The organism is Bacillus sp. EKM208B, assembly GCF_011800725.1.
Taxonomy (GTDB): domain Bacteria; phylum Bacillota; class Bacilli; order Bacillales; family Bacillaceae; genus Bacillus; species Bacillus velezensis.
Genome location: NZ_JAANHO010000016.1, coordinates 1 through 22,414 on the forward strand (window position 1 = coordinate 1; position 22,414 = coordinate 22,414).

Sequence of the window (22,414 nt, forward strand, 5' to 3'; positions counted from 1 at the left end):
AACACGGAAGTTAAGCTCTTCAGCGCCGATGGTAGTCGGGGGTTTCCCCCTGTGAGAGTAGGACGCCGCCAAGCTATTATTACGGTAAAGGCAGCTCATCATGAGCTGCCTTTTTTGTTTTTGAATAAAAACAAAACAAACACCGAAATACGGAAACGCCCATATACTAATTGTAAACTTCAAAAAGGTCCAAATTGTGTATACAATCAACAGCTTAAGGGAAGGCTATTCATACGGAGGTGGGCAAAATGAATGAAACGTCCAGCCATGAAGAAACATGTATTGTGTGTGAAACCAAAAAAAGCAGGGGAATCCATATATATACGAAATTTATATGTTTAGAGTGTGAGAAGAAAGTAGTTTCCACTCCGACCTCTGATCCGAATTATGAATTTTTCGTTCGTAAACTGAAAAGCCTTCATACACCGACGTTATATTCTTAACCCTGAAAAGGGTCTTTTTTTTGCCTGAAATCAGAGGAGTTTTTACACTTTTTATAAAAGAACTGATACGATAAGAAGAGGAACTTGTTTAGACATGGAATGTAATAGATAATACTGATAAAAGTGAATAAATAGGAGTCGATCAAGTATGAAACCGTTTATTCAATATATGAAATGGACGCTTTGCGGCAGCACAGTTTTTGTATTAGCGGGGATAACCTTCTTTACGATAGGGCATCAGCCTTTTCTGTATTCGCTTTTATACGGGGCAGCCAGCGGAGCCGCAGCCAGTGCGGCCGGTCTGTGGAATGCGAAGCGTCTCTTTTTAAAAAAACACCGGCTGACAAGAAAAGAATATGCTTATATCAAGGAAAATCTTGAGGAAGCAAAGGGTAAAATCATCCGATTACGCAGGGCGCTTTTTCGCTCTAAAAGTATACAAATGCTGAAGCAGAATGCAGAGATACTGCGGATAAACCCGACGAATATATCTGCTCACAAAGCAGGAGCCGAAGCGTTTTTATCAGGCAGAGCGTTTCTATTATCAAACGCTTGATTCTGTTGTGGAACTGACGGAAAAGTATGCTTTGCTCTCCTCACAGCCGCGAAAAAATAAAGATTTATCAATGTCCTTGAGTGAGACGAGGATGACTCTAGCAGAGCTTTCCAGAAGGCTGGAAGAGGATCTTCATGAACTGATGAAGGAGGACATCGACGACCTGCACTTTGAATTAGATATGGCAAAGCATTCACTGAGAAAATAAGAAAGGAAGAAGGAAATGGCCAAAGACCGTTCCGACGACAGCGTGGGCGCCCAAAATGACCAGACTCATCTAAAGCTTGCAGATACGCTGCCGGAAGAAAAAAGAGAAGCGGCACTTCAGCTCGCTGAAAAACTGGACCCTGGGAACATGCAAAGCATTGTTCTGTTTGGTTCACAGGCGCAGGCGAATCTTCTGGAATTTTCCCACACGATGATAGAGCACGTGCAAAAAAAAGATGCAGGAGAGATGGGACAGATACTGACTGATTTGATGCTGAAGCTTGACCAGGTAAACCCTGATGATCTGCAGATGAAGAACAAAGGGTTTTTCGCCCGGCTGTTTAAAAGGGTATCCGGTTCTGTGCAGGAAGTGCTTTCGAAATATCAAAAGACAAGTGTGCAGATTGACCGTATCAGCAGAAGGCTGGAACATTCTAAAAATGTGCTGTTGAGTGACAATAAATTGTTAGATCAGCTGTACGCCCAAAATAAACAATACTTTTCTGATTTAACTATGTATATAGCAGCGGGGGAATTAAAATTAGATGAGCTGAAAACAAAGCTGATACCCGAAGCGGCAAGAAAAGCCGAATTACAAGAACACAATCAAATGGCCGCGCAGGAGGTGAATGATCTTCGCCAGTTTGCCGACCGTCTGGATAAGAGGGTGCATGATCTGCTGCTGAGCAGGCAGATTACGCTCCAGAGTGCGCCGCAAATCCGCCTGATTCAAAACACGAATCAGGCACTGGCAGAGAAAATTCAGTCCTCCATTGTTACGGCTATTCCTTTATGGAAGAATCAAGTCGCCATCGCGCTGACGCTTATGAGGCAGCGGAGTGCGGCAGATGTGCAGCAGAAGGCGGCGGATACAACAAATCAATTGCTGCTGAAAAACGCCGAACTTCTGAAAACAAGTACAGTCGAGACCGCTAAAGCCAATGAGCGCGGGCTTGTTGAGGCAGAAACCCTCAAAAAAGTGCAGGAAAGCTTAGTCAGCACACTTGAAGAAATCATGTCTATTCAAGAAGAAGGCAGGATGAAACGCAGGCGTGCCGAGGAGGAGCTTGTTATCATGGAAGGCGATTTAAAAAAGAAGCTGCGTGATATGGGGACCGGCCGGGATAACGGCTAGATGGCAAAAAGTCTTAGCTTTAAGTTGGCTCGCAGGCACGATATAATAAGAAAGACAGGCAAAGGATTTGTTTAAAAATGGACACACCTTTATATACAGCGCTGATGAAGCATGCGCACCGAAATACGTATTCTTTTCATGTTCCGGGACATCACAATGGAGATGTCTTTTTTGATGAAGCCAAATCTGTATATCAATCTCTTTTATCTATTGATATGACTGAGGTCACGGGTCTTGATGACTTGCACCACCCGACGGGGGTCATTAAGGAAGCGCAGGATTTGGTGAGCAGATTTTACGGCTCTCAGGAAAGCTTCTTTCTCGTCAATGGAACGACCGCCGGCAATCTGGCGATGATTTTAGCTGTTTGTGAACCGGGTGAACCCATTCTGATCCAGCGTAATTGTCACAAGTCTGTTTTCCATGCGGCGGCATTGGCCGGAGCCAAGCCGGTTTATTTGTCGCCGGAAATCGATGAAAACATGCATGTGCCGGCACATGTATCCCTTTCAGTCATCGAAAAAGCGCTGGCGTCATATCCGAACGCGAAAGGACTTGTTCTGACCAATCCGACTTACTACGGACACGCCGCCGATTTGACTGCGGCAGTTAACAAAGCCCATTCATACGGCGTTCCTGTACTGGTGGATGAGGCTCATGGGGCTCACTTTGTGTTAGGCCAGCCTTTCCCGCCTTCATCATTGGCTATGGGGGCGGACGCCGTTGTTCAATCGGCTCATAAAACGCTTCCGGCTATGACGATGGGGTCTTACTTTCATTTGAACAGCACCAGAATTGACAGAGATCGATTAACTTATTATGTAAGCAGTTTGCAAAGCAGCAGCCCGTCATACCCGATTATGGCATCTTTAGATACGGCGCGCGCTTATGTTCAGGATATTGCTGAAAAAGGGACACTTCCCGTTCATATGGAGCACATTGAGAAAATCAAAGGAAGGTTCGCATCAATTTCTTCTATTGAAATAATCGAGCCTTCCGGATATGGGCTGCGGGCGGACCCGTTAAAATTAATTCTTCGGTCAAAGCTCGGACATTCCGGCTATTCATTACAACGCATTTTGGAGAGTGAAGACATTGTTGCCGAGCTGGCTGACGAATACCAAGTATTGCTCGTCCTGCCGATAGGCGGCCGGCGGATGATAGAACAGGAAACCGTAAGAAACATACAGCAGAAACTGGAGAATACACCGCCCGATAAATTGCCGGATGCCGTGAATTGGACATTTCCGTCCATTTCGACACTTGAATATCCGCAAAATGAGATGCGGAAGTTTACAAAAGAGCCTGCAGATATAAATAAGGCGGCCGGGCGCTTGCATGCGGGGAACATTATTCCTTATCCGCCGGGAATTCCGCTGATCATGGACGGAGAACGGATAACAGAAGAGATCGTACAAAAGCTTTCCCGTTTAATCGGCATGGACGCGCATATTCAAGGCTTGTTAAACGGGGAACAATTACTTGTCTATATAGAAGAGGAGAAATCATGAGCGGTTTATTTATAACATTTGAAGGTCCTGAAGGTGCAGGGAAAACGACTGTGCTTCAGGAAATGAAAGAGATTCTGTCGGCAGAGGGGCTTCCGGTGACAGCGACAAGAGAACCGGGCGGCATCGACATTGCGGAACAGATCAGAGAAGTGATCTTAAATAAAAACAATACACTGATGGATGCAAAAACGGAGGCACTGCTTTACGCTGCGGCGAGAAGACAGCATTTAGCCGAAAAGGTGCAGCCTGCATTGAAAGAAGGGCGCATTGTGCTGTGCGATCGTTTCATCGACAGTTCGCTGGCTTATCAAGGCTATGCGAGAGGGCTCGGGATTGATGAAGTTCTTTCTATCAACCAGTTTGCAATCGGCGATACGATGCCTGATGTCACCATCTATTTTTCTATTGAGCCGGAAGAAGGGTTGAAACGGATTACGTCGAATGATTCAAGAGAAAAGAATCGTCTCGATCTTGAGGCCCTGCACTTTCACACGAAAGTACGGGAAGGATACCAAAAGGTAATGCAGCGTTTTCCGGAAAGATTCCAGACAATCGACGCATCGAAAAAGAAGGAACTCGTCATTCAGGATGCACTTCAAGTGATAAATGAAGCATTGAAAAAAATTCAGTTGTGACCTGTTTCTCATAAGTTGCTATAATGAATGTAACGACAATGTTCTTTCCAACCTAAAGGGGGCCTAGAGAATGAAACTAATAGTGGCAGTGGTGCAGGATCAGGACAGCAACAGGCTTTTGAAAGTATTAACCGACCACAACTTCAGGGTGACGAAGCTTGCGACAACAGGCGGATTCCTTAAATCAGGCAATACGACGTTTATGATCGGGGTGGAAGATATCCGTGTCGATAAAGCGCTCAGCCTCATTAAAGAGAATGGCTGTAAACGTGATCAGATGATTGCCCCGGTATCCCCGATGGGCGGGAATGCGGATTCCTACGTTCCATATCCCGTCGAAGTGGAAGTCGGCGGAGCGACGGTCTTTGTCCTCCCGGTCGATGAATTTCATCAATTTTAAGGATTTGACGACGTGAAAATAAATTCTGACTTACGTACATTTATTGAGAAAAAGCAGCAGCCTGCTTATAAAGCGGCAGAGCTGTCCGGAACGTTTAAAAGTTCAATGGACAGCCAAAGCAGCAAGCTGAAATTTGATCAGCTGAGCAGGTTCTTAACGGATATAGAAACGTTCGGGAAAAGGCTGACGAAGTCGAGAAACTTCAAAGACTTAGCGAAATTCAAAGGATTGGTAAAACGTTTTGTAAAAGAGGCCGTAGACAGCGGATTATCGCATGAGACGGAGAAAAGCTTTGACCTGTACGGCAGCAGCCGGACTCTGGGGCTTGTGAAAGAAATAGATGAAAAACTGCTTCAGCTGACGGAAGAAATGTTAGATCAGGAAAAACCGGCAATTGATTTGCTGGATCGAATCGGAGAAATAAAAGGTTTATTGATTAACCTTTACACATAGAGAGTGATACAATGGCAATATCATGGAAGGAAATGACCGGGCAGCAGCCCAGAGTGATGAGGCTTTTGCATAACAGCATTGAAAAGAAAAGGCTTTCTCACGCATATCTGTTTGAAGGCAAAAAAGGTACGGGCAAATTGGATGCCGCACTGCTTCTCGCAAAAAGCTTTTTTTGCCTTGAAGACGGGACTGAGCCTTGCGGGGAATGCCGGAACTGTAAGCGTATCGAATCCGGAAACCATCCCGACCTGCATGTGGTTCAGCCCGACGGATTATCCATTAAAAAGGCTCAGATCCAATCTCTTCAGGAAGAGTTTTCTAAAACAGGACTGGAATCGCATAAAAAGCTGTACATTATATCCCATGCGGATCAAATGACGACAAATGCGGCAAACAGTCTGCTGAAATTTTTAGAGGAGCCGAGTCAAGACACCATCGCAATTCTTATTACTGAGCAGCTCCACCGAATACTGGATACCATCGTTTCGAGATGTCAGGTTCTTCCGTTCCAGCCGCTTCAGCCGAAAGCCATAGAAGAAAGGCTGATTGAACAGGAAGTGAGCCCTCACATGGCCCGGCTCTTAGCAAATATGACAAATAATATTGCGGAAGCAGTCGAATTAAGTCGAAATGATGAGTTTGCAGAGTCCAGAGCGAAAGTGATAAAATTGTATGAAGTCTTACATCAGCGGAAAGGACATGCCTTTTTCTTCATTCAGGATCAGTGGGTGCCCTTTTTCAAAGAAAAAACCCATCAAGAAATGGGTCTTGATATGCTCTTATTGATATACCGTGATGTATTATCCATCCAAATTGGAAATGAAGATAAACTGATTTATCAAGACTTATTCCAATCAATAAAACAGCATGCGCTGCAATTTACACAACAAAGCGTTACGAACCAAATTCTCGCTGTTTTAGAAGCAAAAAAACGGCTTCATTCCAATGTGAATGTGCAGGGATTAATGGAGCACTTGGTGTTAACGTTGCAGGAGGGATAAGCTTGTACAACGTAATAGGCGTCCGCTTTAAAAAAGCGGGAAAAATTTATTATTTTGATCCGAATGGATTTGATATAGAACAAGACAGCTGCGTCATTGTTGAAACCGTAAGAGGTGTCGAATACGGGCAGGTTGTCATCGCAAATAAACAAGTGGACGAGCATGATGTTGTGCTTCCGCTTCGAAAGGTCATACGCGTTGCTGATGAACGCGATCTTCTCATTGTAGAAGAAAACAAACAGGAGGCCCTGTCCGCTTTTGAAGTCTGTCAGAAAAAAGTGGCTGACCACGGCTTAGATATGAAGCTGGTTGATGTTGAGTTTACATTTGACCGCAATAAAGTCATTTTTTACTTTACAGCAGACGGACGGGTTGATTTCAGGGAATTGGTCAAAGACTTGGCTTCTATCTTTAAAACGAGAATCGAATTGCGCCAAATCGGGGTGAGGGACGAGGCGAAAATGCTCGGCGGTATCGGGCCCTGCGGGAGAATGCTTTGCTGCTCCACGTTCCTCGGTGATTTTGAACCGGTGTCCATCAAAATGGCGAAGGATCAAAATTTATCGTTGAACCCAACGAAGATTTCCGGTCTGTGCGGCCGTTTGATGTGCTGTTTGAAGTACGAAAATGATGAGTATGAGACGGCAAAAGAACAGCTGCCGGATTTAGGCGAAATGATTACGACGGCAAACGGCCCCGCAAAGGTTGTCGGTCTTAATATTCTGGAACGGGTGCTTCAGGTGGAACTGAAGAATCGTGAAAAAGTGATAGAATATACTTGGGAAGAGCTCTTGGAAGAGGGCGTCGTATCCGCACAAACCACAGATTAACGAGGTGTGGAACCTTGGATAAAAAAGAGTTATTTGATACTGTCATAAACCTGGAGGAACAAATCGGTTCGCTGTACCGTCAGCTGGGTGACTTAAAGCAGCATATCGGCGAAATGATTGAAGAGAATCACCATCTTCAGCTTGAAAATAAGCATTTGCGTAAGCGGCTTGATGACACGACAGAGCAAATTGAGAAATTCAAAGCCGATCAGAAAGAAACAAAAACACAGAAGGCAGAGCAGAGTGATATAGGAGAAGGGTACGACAATCTGGCCCGGCTGTATCAAGAAGGCTTTCATATTTGCAACGTCCATTATGGGAGCGTCCGCAAGGGAGATTGCCTTTTTTGTCTGTCCTTCTTAAATAAAAAATAAGGAAAAGGCTTCCGCTGTTGTCGGAAGCCTTTTTCAAAGAGTGCCGAAAGGAATAAGATTATGGTTTCATTACGTGATGATGAAAGATTGGATTACTTATTAGCAGAGGATATGAAAATAGTACAGAGTCCGACGGTTTTCGCTTTTTCATTAGATGCCGTGCTGCTGTCTAAGTTTGCATACGTTCCGATTCAAAAGGGGAACATCGTTGATTTATGTACGGGGAACGGCATTGTGCCGCTTTTGCTCAGCACAAGGTCAAAAGCCGATATCACCGGCGTTGAAATTCAGGAACGCTTGTATGATATGGCGCTCCGAAGCGTGGAATACAACGGGCTGGGCGGTCAGATCAGTCTCATTCATGATGATCTGAAAAATATGCCGGAAAGACTCGGACATAATAAATATGATGTTGTCACCTGCAATCCGCCTTATTTTAAAACACCGAAAGAGGCGGAGCAGAACCTGAACGAGCATCTCAGAATCGCAAGGCACGAAATTCTTTGCACGCTTGAAGATGTGATTTCCGTCAGCAGCAAACTGCTGAAGCAAGGCGGAAAAGCGGCTCTCGTTCATCGGCCGGGGAGGCTTTTGGAAATCTTTGAATTAATGAAAGCGTACCGAATAGAACCGAAACGGGTTCAGTTTATTTATCCGAAACAAGGTAAAGAAGCGAATACCATTTTGGTTGAAGGAATTAAAGGCGGCCGCCCTGATCTCAAAATTCTTCCCCCGCTGTTCGTATACAATGAACAAAATGAATATACGAAAGAGATCCGCACGATTTTATATGGAGACAAATAGTCATTTCTTTTATGTGCTGCTGTGCAATGACAACAGTCTGTATGCCGGTTATACAAATGATCTGCAAAAACGGCTGAAAACCCACAATGAGGGAAAGGGCGCGAAGTACACAAGGGCGCGGAGGCCGGTTTCGTTATGCCATGCGGAATCATTTGAAACAAAACGGGAAGCGATGCAGGCGGAATACCGTTTTAAACAGCTGACCCGAAAGAAAAAAGAGCAATATATAGAAGAAAAACGACGCAGCAAGGAGGCTGTATATGTTAAGACGCCAGATGAGTTTTAACGGAAAATCTGAAATGGGAACTCTGTACCTTGTTCCTACACCGATCGGCAATTTGGAGGACATGACCTTTCGTGCAGTAGAGACGCTGAAATCGGCCGATGTCATAGCTGCCGAAGATACGAGACAGACGAAAAAGCTGTGCCATGTTTATGACATAGACACATCTCTCATCAGCTATCATGAACATAATAAAGAAAGCAGCGGCCATAAAATCATTGAATGGCTGAAAAGCGGAAAGAATGTGGCATTGGTCAGTGATGCCGGCATGCCGACAATTTCCGACCCGGGGGCTGAGATTGTGAGAGATTTCACCCAAATCGGCGGATATGTCGTTCCGCTTCCGGGTGCAAATGCGGCATTAACCGCGCTGACCGCATCAGGCATCACCCCGCAGCCGTTTTTCTTCTACGGATTTTTAAACAGACAGAAAAAAGAAAAGAAGAAAGAACTCGAAATCCTGGAAAAACGGCAGGAAACGATGATATTTTATGAAGCGCCGCACAGATTAAAAGAAACATTAACAGCAATGCATGACGTTTTGGGTAATCGAACCATCGCCGTCACGAGAGAATTAACGAAAAAGTACGAGGAATTCATCAGAGGAACCATCGCCGAGGTGATGGAATGGGCAAATGAAGATCAAATCCGCGGTGAGTTCTGTCTCGTTGTCGAAGGAAATCAAACCGCTGAACCGGATGAAGAGGAAAAGCCCTGGTGGACGGAGCTTTCTGAGAAAGAACATGTGGAGCATTACATAAATGAAGGATCTTCTTCCAAACAGGCCATAAAACAAACAGCGGTAGATCGGGACGTGCCGAAACGCGAGATTTATGACGCTTATCACATTCAATCATAAAAAAAACCGTTCTTGTGTCGTAACAAGAACGGTTTTTGTATGAAATAGCTTATTTTTGGTTTTGAAGCTGGTTTTGAATTTCAGAGATGATTTGCTCAGCGCCTTCTTTGCTGAGTACCAATTTGCCGCCGGCAAGTTTAAGGTTATCATCAGAAACTTCACCAGTTACTTGGCAAGTCATGTTTGGTTTATATTTTTTAAGGATGATTTTTTCATCATCAACATAAATTTCAAGAGCGTCTTTTTCTGCGATGCCCAGTGTACGGCGAAGTTCGATAGGGATAACTACGCGTCCAAGTTCATCAACTTTACGTACGATACCAGTAGATTTCATTAACAGTCTCCTCCCGAGAGATAATTATTTGTAGTTTATATTTTTCTTCGTCATTATTCGACAAAATTCCTTACATTCCTAGCATAACAAGGTTTCCAATAATCGTCAATCTTTTTGTTTGCTATTGTTTGTAAGAATTAGTTCTTATAGTAAGTAAAGCCTTGGAAATCCTGAAATAACAGGCTTTTTGACTGCTTTTTCGAACCTATTATCCTACTGAAAATCCTTTTAAATCAAGACTTTCGAACCAAGATGTTTTATATTAGTAGATTATATACGACAAATTTCGACATGTTAAGACTTTTTTTAATTTCAATAAAAATTTTTAATTTTATTTACTCTTTTACGCGCAGTACGTATATATCCTTGATCTTAAAGGCTAAGATGGTATCATAGATAGAGGACAAATATCAATATTGTATATCAAATAAAACCGCTCTCGTCCTTTGGGCGTGAGCTTTTCGACATTCTGAATGGGAGGTTGCAACATGCCGCAAGACAATAATACTTTTTATATTACAACCCCGATATATTATCCGAGCGGAAAATTACATATCGGCCATGCTTATACTACCGTGGCCGGCGATGCGATGGCGCGTTACAAAAGATTAAAAGGATTTGACGTACGCTACTTAACCGGAACGGATGAGCACGGACAGAAAATCCAGCAGAAAGCGGAGGAAGAGAATATCACGCCTCAAGCTTATGTGGATCGTGCAGTTGCTGAAATCCAAAAACTATGGAAGCAGCTCGACATTTCTCACGATGATTTCATCCGGACGACGGAAAGCCGGCACAAAGAAATTATCGAGAAAGTGTTTCAAAAACTTCTTGATAATGGTGACATTTACCTGGATGAGTATGAGGGCTGGTACAGCATCCCTGATGAAACATTCTATACGGAAACACAGCTGGTGGATGTGGAACGAAATGAGAAGGGTGAGGTTGTCGGCGGAAAAAGCCCTGACAGCGGACACCCGGTCGAATTAATCAAAGAGGAGTCATACTTCTTCCGCATGAGCAAATACGCAGACCGCCTGCTGAAGTTTTATGAGGAAAATCCTTCTTTCATCCAGCCTGAATCACGCAAAAATGAAATGATTAACAACTTCATTAAACCGGGGCTTGAAGATTTGGCCGTTTCCAGAACGACGTTCGACTGGGGCGTAAAAGTGCCGGGAAATCCGAAGCATGTCGTGTATGTATGGATTGACGCACTGTTCAACTATATTACAGCGCTCGGTTACGATACGGAAAATGATGAGCTTTACAAAAAGTACTGGCCGGCTGACGTCCACCTTGTCGGTAAAGAAATTGTCCGTTTTCATACCATTTACTGGCCGATTATGCTGATGGCGCTTGATCTCCCGCTGCCTAAGCAAGTATTCGCGCATGGCTGGTTATTGATGAAAGACGGAAAAATGTCGAAATCAAAAGGAAATGTCGTTGATCCGGTAACGTTAATTGAACGCTACGGCTTGGATGAACTTCGCTATTACCTGCTTCGCGAAGTACCGTTCGGTTCTGACGGTGTCTTTACGCCGGAAGGTTTCGTAGAACGGATTAATTATGACTTGGCGAACGACTTAGGAAACCTTCTGAATCGTACAGTCGCAATGATCCAAAAATATTTTGACGGCGAGATTGGTTCATATGAAGGAAATGTGACCGATTTTGATTCAGAGCTTTCTTCTGTAGCCGGTGAAACGGTTAAAGCTTATGAAAAGGCAATGGAAAACATGGAGTTTTCAGTCGCTTTATCAACGCTATGGCAATTAATCAGCCGTACGAACAAATATATTGATGAAACTGCTCCGTGGGTGCTTGCTAAAGATCAGGAAAAAGAAAAAGAATTACGTTCTGTCATGTATCATTTAGCTGAATCATTACGTATCTCAGCCGTATTGCTCCAGCCTTTCTTGACACAAACGCCTGAAAAAATGTTTGCACAGCTAGGAGTTGAGGATCAGTCTCTTAAAGCATGGGACAGCATTCAGACATTCGGCCAATTGAAGAACACGAAAGTGAAAAAAGGGGAACCGCTTTTCCCTCGTCTTGAAGCTGAAGAAGAAGTAGCTTACATCAAGCAAAAAATGCAAGGAACTGCTCCTGCTAAAGAAGAAAAGGCGGAAGAGCCGCAAGAAGCAGAGCGTCTTCCTGAAATTACGTTTGATCAATTTATGGATACAGAACTTCGCGTCGCAGAAGTCTTGTCCGCAGAGCCGGTGAAAAAAGCAGATCGGCTGCTGAAATTGCAAATTGATCTGGGCTTTGAACAGCGCCAAGTTGTATCAGGTATCGCGAAGCATTATACACCGGATCAGCTTGTGGGAATGAAGATCATTTGTGTAACGAATTTAAAACCGGTAAAACTGAGAGGCGAGCTTTCTCAAGGAATGATACTGGCAGGAGAATCGGACGGCGTTCTCAAAGTTGTAGCTGTCGACCAGTCATTACCGAAAGGCACTCGAATTAAATAAATAAATAGATGCAAAAGGTGTTTCACGTGTAACATTCCGTCGAACACCTTTTGTTTTTCAACAAGAAAGGAGTTTTTATGATGCTTTTTGATACACATGCGCACTTAAATGCCGAGCAATTTGACACAGACTTAGAGGAAGTCATTGCGCGTGCAAAGGCTGAAAAAGTTGAACGAATCGTCGTTGTCGGATTCGATAAACCCACTATCACGCGTGCGATGGAGTTGATTGAGGAATATGATTTTATATACGCTGCGATAGGTTGGCATCCGGTAGATGCAATTGACATGACAGAGGAAGATTTATCATGGATTAAGGAACTGTCCTCTCACGAAAAAGTCGTGGCAATCGGAGAGATGGGCCTTGATTACCACTGGGATAAATCACCAAAAGGCGTTCAGAAAGAAGTATTCCGGAAACAAATCGCTCTCGCCAAAGAAGTGAACCTTCCAATTATCATTCATAATCGTGATGCAACGGAAGATGTTGTCACGATTTTGAAAGAAGAGGGGGCGGAAGAAGTCGGCGGCATTATGCACTGCTTTACGGGGAGCGCGGAGGTTGCGCGGCAGTGTATGGATATGAATTTTTATATTTCATTCGGCGGACCGGTTACCTTCAAAAATGCGAAGAAACCAAAAGAAGTGGCAAAGGAAATTCCGAATGACCGTTTGCTGATTGAAACGGACTGTCCTTTCCTGACACCGCATCCTTTCCGCGGTAAACGAAATGAGCCAAGCTATGTAAAATATGTTGCTGAACAGCTCGCTGCATTAAAAGGGCTGACATATGAAGACATTGCCTCAATTACAACCGAAAACGCTAAAAGACTTTTCCGCATAAACTGACAGAATGCGCTGTCGTAACGTGTAAAGGCTTGTCCGATTCAGTGGATATGTAAAACCGTTCTACAAGCTTCCTTCTCCTCATAAGATAGGTTGTCGATATGTCTCTCTTCCTTTTTTTGCTTTGTTTTTGCATAATGAGGGATACGCTGAAGGTTTTTCACCTTCGAGATGGGAGGGTTGACAGCATTTTAGATACTCTATATAATCTCTCCGAGGAGAAGGAGGCGTTTTTCATCACACAAAAAATGAAAAAACTGTTTTCCGTAAAGCTTGGTAAAAGCAAGGTTATTCTTATTGCAGCTATTATTCTGCTGGGCGGAACCGGGACTGCATACGGGGCACATGAGCTCTCAAAACAATCAGTTTCTGTTTCCATCAACGGCAAGAAAAAGCAAATACGCACTCATGCAAAAACGGTTGGGGAACTTCTGGAAGGTTTACATATAGAGACGAGAAACGAAGACCGGATTACCCCGTCTAAGCAGACAGCATTGGCAGACAACATGAATGTCGTGTATGAAGCTGCAAAGCAGATCCGTGTGACAAGAGGCGGAGAAGAAAAGACTTTATGGTCAACGGCAAAAACAGTCGGCGCATTTCTGAACGAACAGCATACACCTGTGAATCAGCACGATAAAATAGATCCAGCAGCAGATACGAAAGTGACAAACGGCATGAAAGTCACGGTCGACCCGGCTTTTCAGGTCACTGTAAATGATGCGGGAAAGAAAAAGAAAATATGGACGACTTCGACTACGGTCGCTGACTTTTTAACGCAGCATAAGATGGACATGAAAGACGAAGATAAAGTAAAACCGGCATTACACGAAAAGCTTACAAAAAATCAGGCCGGTATACAAATCACTCGTATCGAAAAAGTCACCGATGTAGTTGAGGAAAAAATAGCGTATCAAGTGAAAGAAAAAGAAGATGCGTCTCTCGACAGCGGGAAAGAAAAGATCGTTCAAAAAGGAAAAGAAGGCAAACTTAAAAAGCATTTTCATGTTGTCAAAGAAAATGGAAAAGAAGTTTCAAGAAAGCTTGTTAAAGAAGAAACATCTGAAAAAAGCAAAGATCAGATCATTGCGGTCGGCACAAAGCGGCACAGTCCCAAGATTGAGCAGCTCAGTGCACCTGTGAAGGCATCTTCGGGCGAAACCGGATCTTCCGGTAAAGTGATTACCGTGTCTTCCACGGCTTATACCGCAAGCTGCAGCGGCTGTTCCGGCCATACGGCTACAGGCGTTAACCTGACAAGCAATCCGAATGCCAAAGTCATTGCGGTAGACCCTAGCGTCATTCCGCTCGGCACGAGAGTCCACGTAGACGGATACGGGGATGCCGTGGCCGCTGATACGGGCTCAGCCATTAAAGGAAGACGGATTGATGTCTTTTTCCCTGAAAAATCTTCAGCTTACCGCTGGGGAAAGAAACAGGTCAAAATAAAAATCTTAAATTAATTCCGATTCACTCAGAGGGTTTTGCGCCCTCTGTTTTTTTCGTTATAATAGGTAAAGTGTATTTTCAGTATATTAGACGTGACATGTAAGCAAAGGTTTCGTTTTGGATATAAAAAGTTTTTTTGGAGGAAGTAATGAAAATTAAAGAAATTATTGTAGTCGAGGGACGCGATGACACTGCGCGCATAAAACTTGCCGTTGATGCGGATACGATCGAGACAAACGGTTCCGCAATCGGAGACGAAGTCATCAGGCAGATTCGGCTGGCGCAGGAAACGAGAGGGGTCATCGTGCTGACGGACCCGGATTTTCCGGGGGAAAAGATCCGGAAAACCATTTCTGAAGCAGTACCCGGCTGTAAACACGCATTTCTGCCCAAACATCTTGCCAAACCGAAAAACAAGCGCGGCATTGGCGTTGAGCACGCATCCATTGAAAGCATCAGAGCATGTCTGGAAAATGTGCATGAAGAGATGGAGGCAAAGCCGAGTGAGATTTCAGCTGAAGATGTCATACAGGCCGGTCTGATCGGCGGACCGGCTGCCAAAAGACGCCGCGAACGATTGGGCGACCTGCTGAAGATCGGCTATACAAACGGCAAGCAGCTTCAAAAACGGCTGCAAATGTTTCAAATCAAAAGAAGTGATTTTATTGATGCGCTCGATGCTATGAGGCAGGAGGAACAGGATGAACAATAAAGATATCGCGACACCTATCAGAACGAAGGAAATTCTGAAAAAGTACGGTTTCTCTTTTAAAAAGAGTCTGGGACAGAATTTCTTAATTGATACAAATATATTGGACAGAATTGTGGACCATGCGGAAATTACGGATCGGACCGGAGTCATTGAAATCGGGCCCGGAATCGGCGCGCTGACAGAGCAGCTTGCCAAACGGGCGAAAAAGGTCGTCGCGTTTGAAATTGATCAGCGCCTGCTGCCCATTCTCAATGATACGCTGTCTCCGTATGACAATGTAAAGATCATTCATCAAGATGTGCTGAAAGCAGACGTAAAATCTGTCATTGAAGAGCAGTTTCAGGATTGTGATGAAATTATGGTGACGGCGAATCTCCCATATTATGTGACGACGCCGATCATCATGAAGCTATTGGAAGAACATCTTCCGTTAAAAGGAATTGTCGTGATGCTGCAAAAAGAGGTCGCTGAGCGGATGGCCGCTGATCCTTCCTCTAAGGAGTACGGATCGCTTTCCATTGCGGTTCAGTTCTATACGGAGGCCAAAACCGTCATGACCGTCCCGAAAACGGTGTTTGTGCCTCAGCCTAATGTCGATTCAGCCGTCATCCGTCTCTTGCTTCGTGACGGCCCGGCGGTTGACGTCGATAATGAACCGTTTTTCTTCCAGCTGATTAAAGCAAGCTTCGCACAGCGCCGGAAAACCTTGCTGAACAACCTTGTGAACAATCTTCCGGGCGGAAAAGAGAAAAAAGCTCAAATTGAAGAAGTTCTTCAAGAAACGAATATTGACGGAAAGCGGCGCGGTGAATCCCTGTCCATAGAAGAATTCGCGCTCCTGTCCAACGGATTGCATAAAGCCCTTTTCTAAGAGGGCTTTTTGTTTTGCGTCACCACTTGGACTGCCGCTACATAGGCTAGAGGAGAACCTTATTCATTCAACTGCAACAAAAGCTTGAAACATCAAGCGCCGCAGCGGAAAGAGGTGTATTTGCCAAGACTTCTTTCATGATGAGGCTTAGTCTATTTGTGGAGTGGGTAACGTGCAATTTCAAATAGGAGATATGGTAGCCAGGAAATCCTATCAAATGGATGTTTTATTTCGCATTATCGGTATAGAGCAAACAAGCAACGGAAATTCAATTGCCATCCTGCATGGTGACGAAGTCAGATTGATTGCGGATGCTGATTTTTCTGATTTGGAGCCTGTCAGAAAAGACGAACAGGCCATGAGAAAGAAAAGAGATGAAAGCAGGATGAATGAATCTCTCGAGCTGCTCCGCCAGGATTATAAGCTGCTTCGGGAAAAACAGGAATATTATGCGACAAATCAATATCAGCATCAGGAGCACTACTTTCATATGCCCGGAAAGGTATTGCATCTGGACGGCGATGAGGCCTATTTGAAAAAGTGCCTGAACTTTTATGAAAAAATCGGTGTGCCGGTATACGGAATTCATTGCCATGAGAAAAAAATGCCGGCAGCAATTGACGAGCTGCTTGATAAATACAGGCCGGATATTTTAGTCATCACCGGCCATGATGCATATTCCAAGCATAAGGGAGGCGTGAACGATTTAAGCGCCTACAGGCATTCCAAACACTTTGTCGAAACCGTTCAAAGAGCGAGGCGTAAAGTACCTCATTTGGATCAGCTGGTCATATTCGCGGGGGCCTGCCAATCTCATTTCGAGTCTTTAATCAGGGCAGGCGCCAATTTTGCAAGTTCGCCGTCACGCGTCAATATCCATGCGCTTGACCCGGTATATATTGTCGCGAAAATCAGCTTCACTCCGTTTATGGAGCGGATCAATGTATGGGATGTCCTGAGAAATACGCTGACGAGAGAGAAAGGGCTGGGAGGAATTGAAACGAAGGGTGTGCTGCGTGTCGGTATGCCGTATAAATCAAATGGATGAGTGATAAAACCCGCATATATTTCGCTATGCGGGTTAATTATTTTACATATTGATACATAAATTTCCGGAACTTGTGAAAAATAACGCAGAAATCAATAGAATTTTGTCAAAATAATTTTGTTGACAATGACTTATTAACGTTGATATAATTTAAATTTTATTTGACAAAATTGGGCTCTTGTTGTACAATAAATGTAGTGAGGTGGATGCAATGGCGAAGACGTTGTCCGATATAAAAAGATCGCTTGATGGGAATTTAGGTAAACGGCTTACGTTAAAAGCAAACGGCGGCCGCCGAAAAACGATTGAGCGTTCGGGCATTTTAGCTGAGACGTACCCTTCTGTTTTTGTGATACAACTAGATCAAGACGAGAACTCGTTTGAAAGAGTTTCATACAGTTATGCTGATATTCTGACTGAGACTGTTGAATTGACATTCAATGACGATGCGGCAAGCTCAGTAGCATTTTAATGGGCAGTGAACCTTTTGTTTACTGCTTTTTGTTTTGCCTTCTAAAGCTCTTCTAATTATTCCCTCGAAAGTTTCAGCCGATTAAACGGAAGCTATAGGTGTCACATGTTTTATCGTGGCGTGCACGAATGGTGATCAATTCTATAAAAGGGGTTGTTTCGTTTGGGCAGACGTCGTGGAGTTATGTCAGATGAGTTCAAATATGAGCTGGCGAAGGACCTTGGTTTTTACGATACGGTGAAAAACGAGGGCTGGGGAGGCATTCGGGCGCGTGACGCCGGGAATATGGTAAAGCGCGCGATTGAGATTGCCGAACAGCAGATGGCGGCTCAGAACCAAAATAACCGATAATGCAGTGGCCCGGGGGACAATCCGTTCCCCGGTTTTTTCTATCGGCTGTCAAAACCGGCGTCAATTTCGGATAAGTACCTCCGGGTCTCCAAATGTGATACAATGTTCATACTTATGTTTAGATGGAGAAGTAGGTGAAAGCTATGCGTATTTTAGAAAAAGCGCCGGCCAAAATCAATCTGTCCCTCGATGTGACGAGTAAACGCCCGGATGGTTATCACGAAGTGGAGATGATCATGACGACAATTGATTTGGCAGATCGGATTGAACTGACAGAACTGCCCGAAAACGTTATCAGAGTGGCGTCGCATAATCGCTTTGTTCCGGATGATCAAAGGAATCTGGCTTATCAGGCAGCCAAACTGCTTAAAGAACGGTTTCAAGTCAAAAAAGGCGTTTCCATTATGATTACAAAAGTGATCCCTGTTGCGGCAGGCCTTGCCGGCGGAAGCAGCGATGCGGCAGCCACGCTCAGAGGGCTGAACAGGCTTTGGGATTTAAAGCTTTCTGTCGAAGAGCTCGCGGAGCTTGGAGCTGAAATCGGTTCAGACGTGTCCTTCTGTGTATACGGAGGCACTGCCTTGGCAACCGGACGCGGTGAGAAGATTAGGCACATTAGTGCTCCGCCTCATTGCTGGGTCGTGCTCGCCAAACCGACGATCGGGGTATCGACTGCCGAAGTGTACCGCCGGCTGAACTTACAGCAGGTTCGGCATCCTGATGTGCAGGCGATGATTGACGCGATTGAAGAAAAAAGCTTCCAAAAGGTATGCGGACAATTAGGAAACGTATTGGAGTCGGTTACGCTCAGCCTCCATCCCGAGGTGGCGATGATTAAAAATCAAATGAAACGCTTCGGCGCTGATGCGGTGTTAATGAGCGGAAGCGGACCGACTGTATTCGGTTTGGTTCAATACGAATCGAAGGTGCAGCGGATTTATAACGGGTTAAGAGGTTTCTGTGATCAAGTGTACGCGGTGCGGATGATCGGCGAACAGAATGCTCTTGATTAAATCCGTATGTTAAGTTATATTATTTTTAAATTATTCGGATTTTGGGGGTAAGTTCATGAAGTTTCGTCGCAGCGGCAGATTGGTGGACTTAACAAATTATTTGTTAACCCATCCGCATGAATTAATACCGTTAACGTTTTTCTCAGAACGGTATCAATCAGCAAAGTCATCAATCAGTGAAGATTTAACGATTATTAAACAGACCTTTGAACAGCAAGGCATTGGGACGCTGCTTACAGTGCCGGGAGCTGCCGGAGGCGTCAAATACATTCCGAAAGTGAAACAGGCTGAAGCAGAAGCGTTTATACAGGAGCTGGGACAGTCTTTAGTAAATCCTGAGCGTATCCTTCCGGGCGGTTATGTATATTTAACGGATATCTTAGGAAAACCATCTGTCCTCTCTCATGTAGGCAGGCTTTTTGCTTCCGTTTTTGCGGAGCGGGAGATTGATGTGGTGATGACCGTTGCGACAAAAGGAATCCCTCTTGCTTACGCAGCGGCCAGTTATCTGAACGTTCCGGTTGTCATCGTGCGAAAGGACAACAAAGTGACGGAAGGCTCCACGGTGAGCATCAATTATGTATCAGGGTCATCTAACCGCATTCAAACGATGTCGCTTGCGAAAAGAAGTTTGGCTACGGGTTCGAACGTTTTGATTATTGACGACTTTATGAAAGCCGGCGGCACCATTAACGGCATGATCAGCCTGCTTGATGAGTTTAATGCAAACGTCGCGGGAATAGGTGTCTTGGTTGAAGCCGAGGGAGTGAATGAACGGCTTGTCGATGAATACATGTCACTGCTCACGCTTTCAACCATCAATATGAAAGACAAAACGATTGAGATTCAAAACGGCAATTTTCTGCGATTTTTTAAAGAACAGCATTTAAAGAATGGGGAGACAGAAAAATGACAAAAGCAATCCATACAAAACACGCGCCGGCAGCGATCGGGCCATATTCACAGGGAATCATCGTAAACAACATGTTTTACAGCTCAGGCCAGATTCCTCTTACTGCTGAAGGAGAAATGGTAAACGGTGATATCACAGAACAAACGCATCAGGTGTTCAGCAATTTAAAAGCTGTGCTGAAAGAAGCGGGCGCTTCGCTCGAGACGGTTGTAAAAGCAACGGTGTTTATTGCTGATATGGAGCAGTTTGCGGAAGTGAATGAAGTGTACGGACAATACTTTGATGTACATAAGCCGGCAAGGTCTTGTGTGGAAGTGGCGAGACTGCCGAAAGACGCTCTCGTGGAAATTGAAGTCATTGCGCTGGTGAAATCTTAAATCTCAGAAAAGTGGTTCCGGTCTCCGGGATCACTTTTTTTATGCAGTATATGATCCCCAAATATGGTTTATCACCTAATTGTGTATGTATATCCTATATTTTCAAAAAAACTTTTTGAAACGTGCAGGAATTTAAAAAGAATCGTGGAATTGTTAGACTAATGCTTTTATATAGGGAAAAGGTGGTGAACTACTGTGGAAGTTACTGACGTAAGATTACGCCGCGTGAATACCGATGGTCGCATGAGAGCGATTGCATCCATCACGCTGGATCACGAATTTGTCGTACATGATATTCGTGTGATTGATGGAAACAATGGTCTTTTCGTTGCGATGCCGAGTAAACGCACCCCTGATGGAGAATTCCGCGATATTGCTCATCCTATTAATTCCAGCACGCGGGGCAAGATCCAGGATGCTGTTTTAAATGAGTATCATCGTTTGGGTGACTCTGAAGCATTAGAATATGAAGAAGCCGGGGCTTCTTAAACATAACAAAATGTAAGGACTGCTGATAAAGGCTGACACAAGGCCTTTTCCGGCAGTCCTTTTTTAAATCTGATTTTTCAGTAATAAAGCGATTACATAGAAAATTCTTGCACTTTTTGATGTCTTCTTGAAATCAACAGCTATTTAGGATATATTTTTCTATGGATAAAAGGGATATTGGAGGCCATTAAATGGATAAGCGGTTTGCAGTGATTTTAGCTGCCGGAAAAGGAACGAGAATGAAATCGAAGCTTTACAAGGTCCTTCATCCGGTATGCGGAAAGCCTATGGTAGAGCACGTCGCAGACGAAGCTCTGAAATTATCTTTAGCGAAGCTTGTCACCATCGTAGGACACGGCGCCGAAGATGTGAAGAAGCAGCTCGGACAGAAAAGCGATTACGCTCTCCAAGCAGAACAGCTCGGTACGGCTCATGCGGTCAAGCAGGCAAAACCATTTCTTCACGGAGAAAAGGGTGTCACGATCGTTATTTGCGGCGATACACCGCTTCTGACGGCGGAGACGATGGAAGCCATGCTGAATGAACATACAGACAAAGGTGCAAAAGCCACGGTGTTAACGGCCGTTGCCGACGATCCCGCCGGATACGGAAGAATCATCCGCAGTGAAGACGGCGCCGTTCAAAAAATCGTGGAGCACAAGGATGCTTCGGAGCAAGAACGTCTTGTGAAAGAAATTAACACGGGAACGTACTGTTTTGATAACGAGGCTCTTTTTCGTGTCATCGAACAGGTTTCGAATGAAAATGCCCAAGGCGAGTATTATCTGCCGGATGTGATCGAAATCCTCAAAGACGAAGGCGAAACTGTTGCCGCTTACCAGACTGGTAACTTCCAAGAGACGCTCGGAGTGAATGATAGAGTCGCTCTTTCTCAGGCTGAAATGTATATGAAAGAGCGTATTAACAAACGGCATATGCAGAACGGAGTCACTTTAATCGATCCGATGAATACGTACATCTCACCTGATGCACGTATCGGACAAGATACAGTTATTTATCCCGGAACTGTGTTAAAGGGACAAGCTGAAATCAGCGATGAATGTGTCATCGGCCCTCACACTGAGATAGAGGACAGCTCAATCGGCAGCCGCACTGTGATTAAACAATCCGTTGTCAATCGCAGCAAAGTTGGGAATGATGTAAATATCGGTCCTTTTGCTCACATCAGACCCGATTCCGCAATCGGCAATGAAGTGAAGATCGGAAACTTTGTTGAAATCAAGAAAACACAATTCGGCGACCGAAGCAAAGCATCTCATTTAAGCTATATCGGTGATGCCGAAGTGGGCACGGATGTGAATCTGGGCTGCGGCTCCATCACGGTCAATTATGATGGGAAGAAAAAGTATTTAACCAAAATTGAAGACGGCGCCTTTATAGGCTGCAACTCCAATCTGGTCGCTCCTGTTACAGTGGGAGAAGGCGCGTACGTCGCTGCGGGTTCAACCGTAACTGAAGATGTGCCGGGCGAAGCGCTTGCCATTGCCAGAGCAAGACAAGTAAATAAAGAAGATTATGTGAAAAACATTCATAAAAAATAATCCTAAA

26 protein-coding genes, 1 rRNA gene and 1 pseudogene are annotated in these 22,414 nt (G+C 44.5%); 27 read left to right on the plus strand and 1 reads right to left on the minus strand.

Annotated features, from left to right (window positions below):
* From rrf to rsmI, 14 genes and pseudogenes are all read left to right on the plus strand, one after another.
* Positions 1 to 74: ribosomal RNA gene (rrf, locus tag G9F75_RS20365) — 5S ribosomal RNA — on the plus strand; the annotation flags it as partial.
* 174 nt (positions 75 to 248) lie between these two features.
* Positions 249 to 443: a sigma factor G inhibitor Gin gene (locus G9F75_RS18925; RefSeq protein ID WP_007409914.1), complete on the plus strand. Its 195-nt coding sequence runs from the start codon at positions 249 to 251 to the stop codon at positions 441 to 443.
* Positions 444 to 591: 148 nt separating this feature from the next.
* Positions 592 to 1,207: pseudogene (locus G9F75_RS18930) on the plus strand (5-bromo-4-chloroindolyl phosphate hydrolysis family protein).
* Positions 1,208 to 1,222: 15 nt separating this feature from the next.
* Entirely contained in the window at positions 1,223 to 2,341 is a 1,119-nt protein-coding gene (locus G9F75_RS18935) for a toxic anion resistance protein (protein ID WP_167409308.1), read from the plus strand.
* Positions 2,342 to 2,418: 77 nt separating this feature from the next.
* Positions 2,419 to 3,852, plus strand: a complete 1,434-nt coding sequence (locus tag G9F75_RS18940) for an aminotransferase class I/II-fold pyridoxal phosphate-dependent enzyme (protein WP_167409309.1) — start codon at positions 2,419 to 2,421, stop codon at positions 3,850 to 3,852.
* On the plus strand, positions 3,849 to 4,487 hold the full coding sequence (gene tmk, locus G9F75_RS18945) for a dTMP kinase (RefSeq protein ID WP_014416717.1): 639 nt from the start codon (positions 3,849 to 3,851) through the stop codon (positions 4,485 to 4,487). The genes G9F75_RS18940 and tmk overlap by 4 nt, the downstream gene beginning before the upstream one ends.
* Positions 4,488 to 4,557: 70 nt before the next feature.
* Complete coding sequence (gene darA / locus G9F75_RS18950) at positions 4,558 to 4,887, plus strand: cyclic di-AMP receptor DarA (protein WP_004264734.1); 330 nt, start codon at positions 4,558 to 4,560, stop codon at positions 4,885 to 4,887.
* Positions 4,888 to 4,899: 12 nt separating this feature from the next.
* On the plus strand, positions 4,900 to 5,340 hold the full coding sequence (locus G9F75_RS18955) for a YaaR family protein (RefSeq protein ID WP_004264730.1): 441 nt from the start codon (positions 4,900 to 4,902) through the stop codon (positions 5,338 to 5,340).
* 11 nt (positions 5,341 to 5,351) lie between these two features.
* Entirely contained in the window at positions 5,352 to 6,341 is a 990-nt protein-coding gene (gene holB / locus G9F75_RS18960; protein WP_007409919.1) for a DNA polymerase III subunit delta', read from the plus strand.
* A 2-nt stretch (positions 6,342 to 6,343) separates the two neighbouring features.
* Positions 6,344 to 7,171 (plus strand): competence/sporulation regulator complex protein RicT, encoded by an 828-nt coding sequence (ricT, locus tag G9F75_RS18965; protein WP_004264723.1) that lies wholly within the window; start codon positions 6,344 to 6,346, stop codon positions 7,169 to 7,171.
* A 14-nt stretch (positions 7,172 to 7,185) separates the two neighbouring features.
* The gene (gene yabA / locus G9F75_RS18970) at positions 7,186 to 7,545 is read left to right on the plus strand and encodes a replication initiation-control protein YabA (RefSeq protein ID WP_004264720.1); all 360 of its coding nucleotides are present in this window, start codon (positions 7,186 to 7,188) and stop codon (positions 7,543 to 7,545) included.
* Positions 7,546 to 7,605: 60 nt separating this feature from the next.
* Entirely contained in the window at positions 7,606 to 8,349 is a 744-nt protein-coding gene (locus G9F75_RS18975) for a tRNA1(Val) (adenine(37)-N6)-methyltransferase (protein ID WP_004264717.1), read from the plus strand.
* Complete coding sequence (locus G9F75_RS18980) at positions 8,336 to 8,635, plus strand: GIY-YIG nuclease family protein (protein WP_007409921.1); 300 nt, start codon at positions 8,336 to 8,338, stop codon at positions 8,633 to 8,635. Before G9F75_RS18975 ends, G9F75_RS18980 begins: the two co-directional genes overlap by 14 nt.
* Positions 8,610 to 9,491 (plus strand): 16S rRNA (cytidine(1402)-2'-O)-methyltransferase, encoded by an 882-nt coding sequence (gene rsmI / locus G9F75_RS18985; protein WP_021494161.1) that lies wholly within the window; start codon positions 8,610 to 8,612, stop codon positions 9,489 to 9,491. The genes G9F75_RS18980 and rsmI overlap by 26 nt, the downstream gene beginning before the upstream one ends.
* Positions 9,492 to 9,540: 49 nt before the next feature.
* On the opposite strand, the gene abrB is transcribed toward rsmI, so the two are convergent.
* Complete coding sequence (abrB, locus tag G9F75_RS18990) at positions 9,541 to 9,831, minus strand: transition state genes transcriptional regulator AbrB (RefSeq protein ID WP_169510469.1); 291 nt, start codon at positions 9,829 to 9,831, stop codon at positions 9,541 to 9,543.
* 482 nt (positions 9,832 to 10,313) lie between these two features.
* On the opposite strand from abrB, the gene metG reads away from it, so the two are divergent.
* The 13 genes from metG (at position 10,314) to glmU (ending at position 22,407) form a co-directional block, all read left to right on the plus strand.
* Positions 10,314 to 12,305 (plus strand): methionine--tRNA ligase, encoded by a 1,992-nt coding sequence (gene metG / locus G9F75_RS18995; protein WP_022552471.1) that lies wholly within the window; start codon positions 10,314 to 10,316, stop codon positions 12,303 to 12,305.
* Positions 12,306 to 12,385: 80 nt separating this feature from the next.
* Positions 12,386 to 13,153: a TatD family hydrolase gene (locus G9F75_RS19000; protein WP_094296507.1), complete on the plus strand. Its 768-nt coding sequence runs from the start codon at positions 12,386 to 12,388 to the stop codon at positions 13,151 to 13,153.
* A 134-nt stretch (positions 13,154 to 13,287) separates the two neighbouring features.
* Positions 13,288 to 14,613: a G5 and 3D domain-containing protein gene (locus G9F75_RS19005; protein ID WP_167409310.1), complete on the plus strand. Its 1,326-nt coding sequence runs from the start codon at positions 13,288 to 13,290 to the stop codon at positions 14,611 to 14,613.
* Positions 14,614 to 14,747: 134 nt separating this feature from the next.
* Entirely contained in the window at positions 14,748 to 15,311 is a 564-nt protein-coding gene (gene rnmV, locus G9F75_RS19010; RefSeq protein WP_004264696.1) for a ribonuclease M5, read from the plus strand.
* A complete protein-coding gene (gene rsmA, locus G9F75_RS19015) occupies positions 15,301 to 16,182 on the plus strand; it encodes a 16S rRNA (adenine(1518)-N(6)/adenine(1519)-N(6))-dimethyltransferase RsmA (protein WP_021494158.1) in 882 nt (293 codons plus the stop codon). The genes rnmV and rsmA overlap by 11 nt, the downstream gene beginning before the upstream one ends.
* Positions 16,183 to 16,354: 172 nt before the next feature.
* A complete protein-coding gene (yabG, locus tag G9F75_RS19020; RefSeq protein WP_160182324.1) occupies positions 16,355 to 17,230 on the plus strand; it encodes a sporulation peptidase YabG in 876 nt (291 codons plus the stop codon).
* Positions 17,231 to 17,441: 211 nt separating this feature from the next.
* Positions 17,442 to 17,702: a biofilm formation stimulator Veg gene (gene veg, locus G9F75_RS19025; protein ID WP_003218330.1), complete on the plus strand. Its 261-nt coding sequence runs from the start codon at positions 17,442 to 17,444 to the stop codon at positions 17,700 to 17,702.
* Positions 17,703 to 17,864: 162 nt separating this feature from the next.
* Complete coding sequence (locus G9F75_RS19030) at positions 17,865 to 18,053, plus strand: small, acid-soluble spore protein, alpha/beta type (protein ID WP_011996172.1); 189 nt, start codon at positions 17,865 to 17,867, stop codon at positions 18,051 to 18,053.
* A gap of 143 nt (positions 18,054 to 18,196) precedes the next feature.
* Positions 18,197 to 19,066 carry a 4-(cytidine 5'-diphospho)-2-C-methyl-D-erythritol kinase gene (gene ispE / locus G9F75_RS19035; RefSeq protein WP_007409927.1) on the plus strand — a complete coding sequence of 290 codons (870 nt, stop codon included), beginning with the start codon at positions 18,197 to 18,199 and terminating at the stop codon, positions 19,064 to 19,066.
* 55 nt (positions 19,067 to 19,121) lie between these two features.
* A complete protein-coding gene (gene purR / locus G9F75_RS19040) occupies positions 19,122 to 19,979 on the plus strand; it encodes a pur operon repressor (protein ID WP_004264666.1) in 858 nt (285 codons plus the stop codon).
* A complete protein-coding gene (ridA, locus tag G9F75_RS19045; RefSeq protein ID WP_004264663.1) occupies positions 19,976 to 20,356 on the plus strand; it encodes a 2-iminobutanoate/2-iminopropanoate deaminase in 381 nt (126 codons plus the stop codon). The genes purR and ridA overlap by 4 nt, the downstream gene beginning before the upstream one ends.
* Before the next feature lie 195 nt (positions 20,357 to 20,551).
* Positions 20,552 to 20,845, plus strand: a complete 294-nt coding sequence (spoVG, locus tag G9F75_RS19050; RefSeq protein WP_004264660.1) for a septation regulator SpoVG — start codon at positions 20,552 to 20,554, stop codon at positions 20,843 to 20,845.
* Between the two features lie 191 nt (positions 20,846 to 21,036).
* Entirely contained in the window at positions 21,037 to 22,407 is a 1,371-nt protein-coding gene (glmU, locus tag G9F75_RS19055) for a bifunctional UDP-N-acetylglucosamine diphosphorylase/glucosamine-1-phosphate N-acetyltransferase GlmU (protein ID WP_014416723.1), read from the plus strand.
* The last annotated feature ends 7 nt before the right edge of the window (positions 22,408 to 22,414 follow it).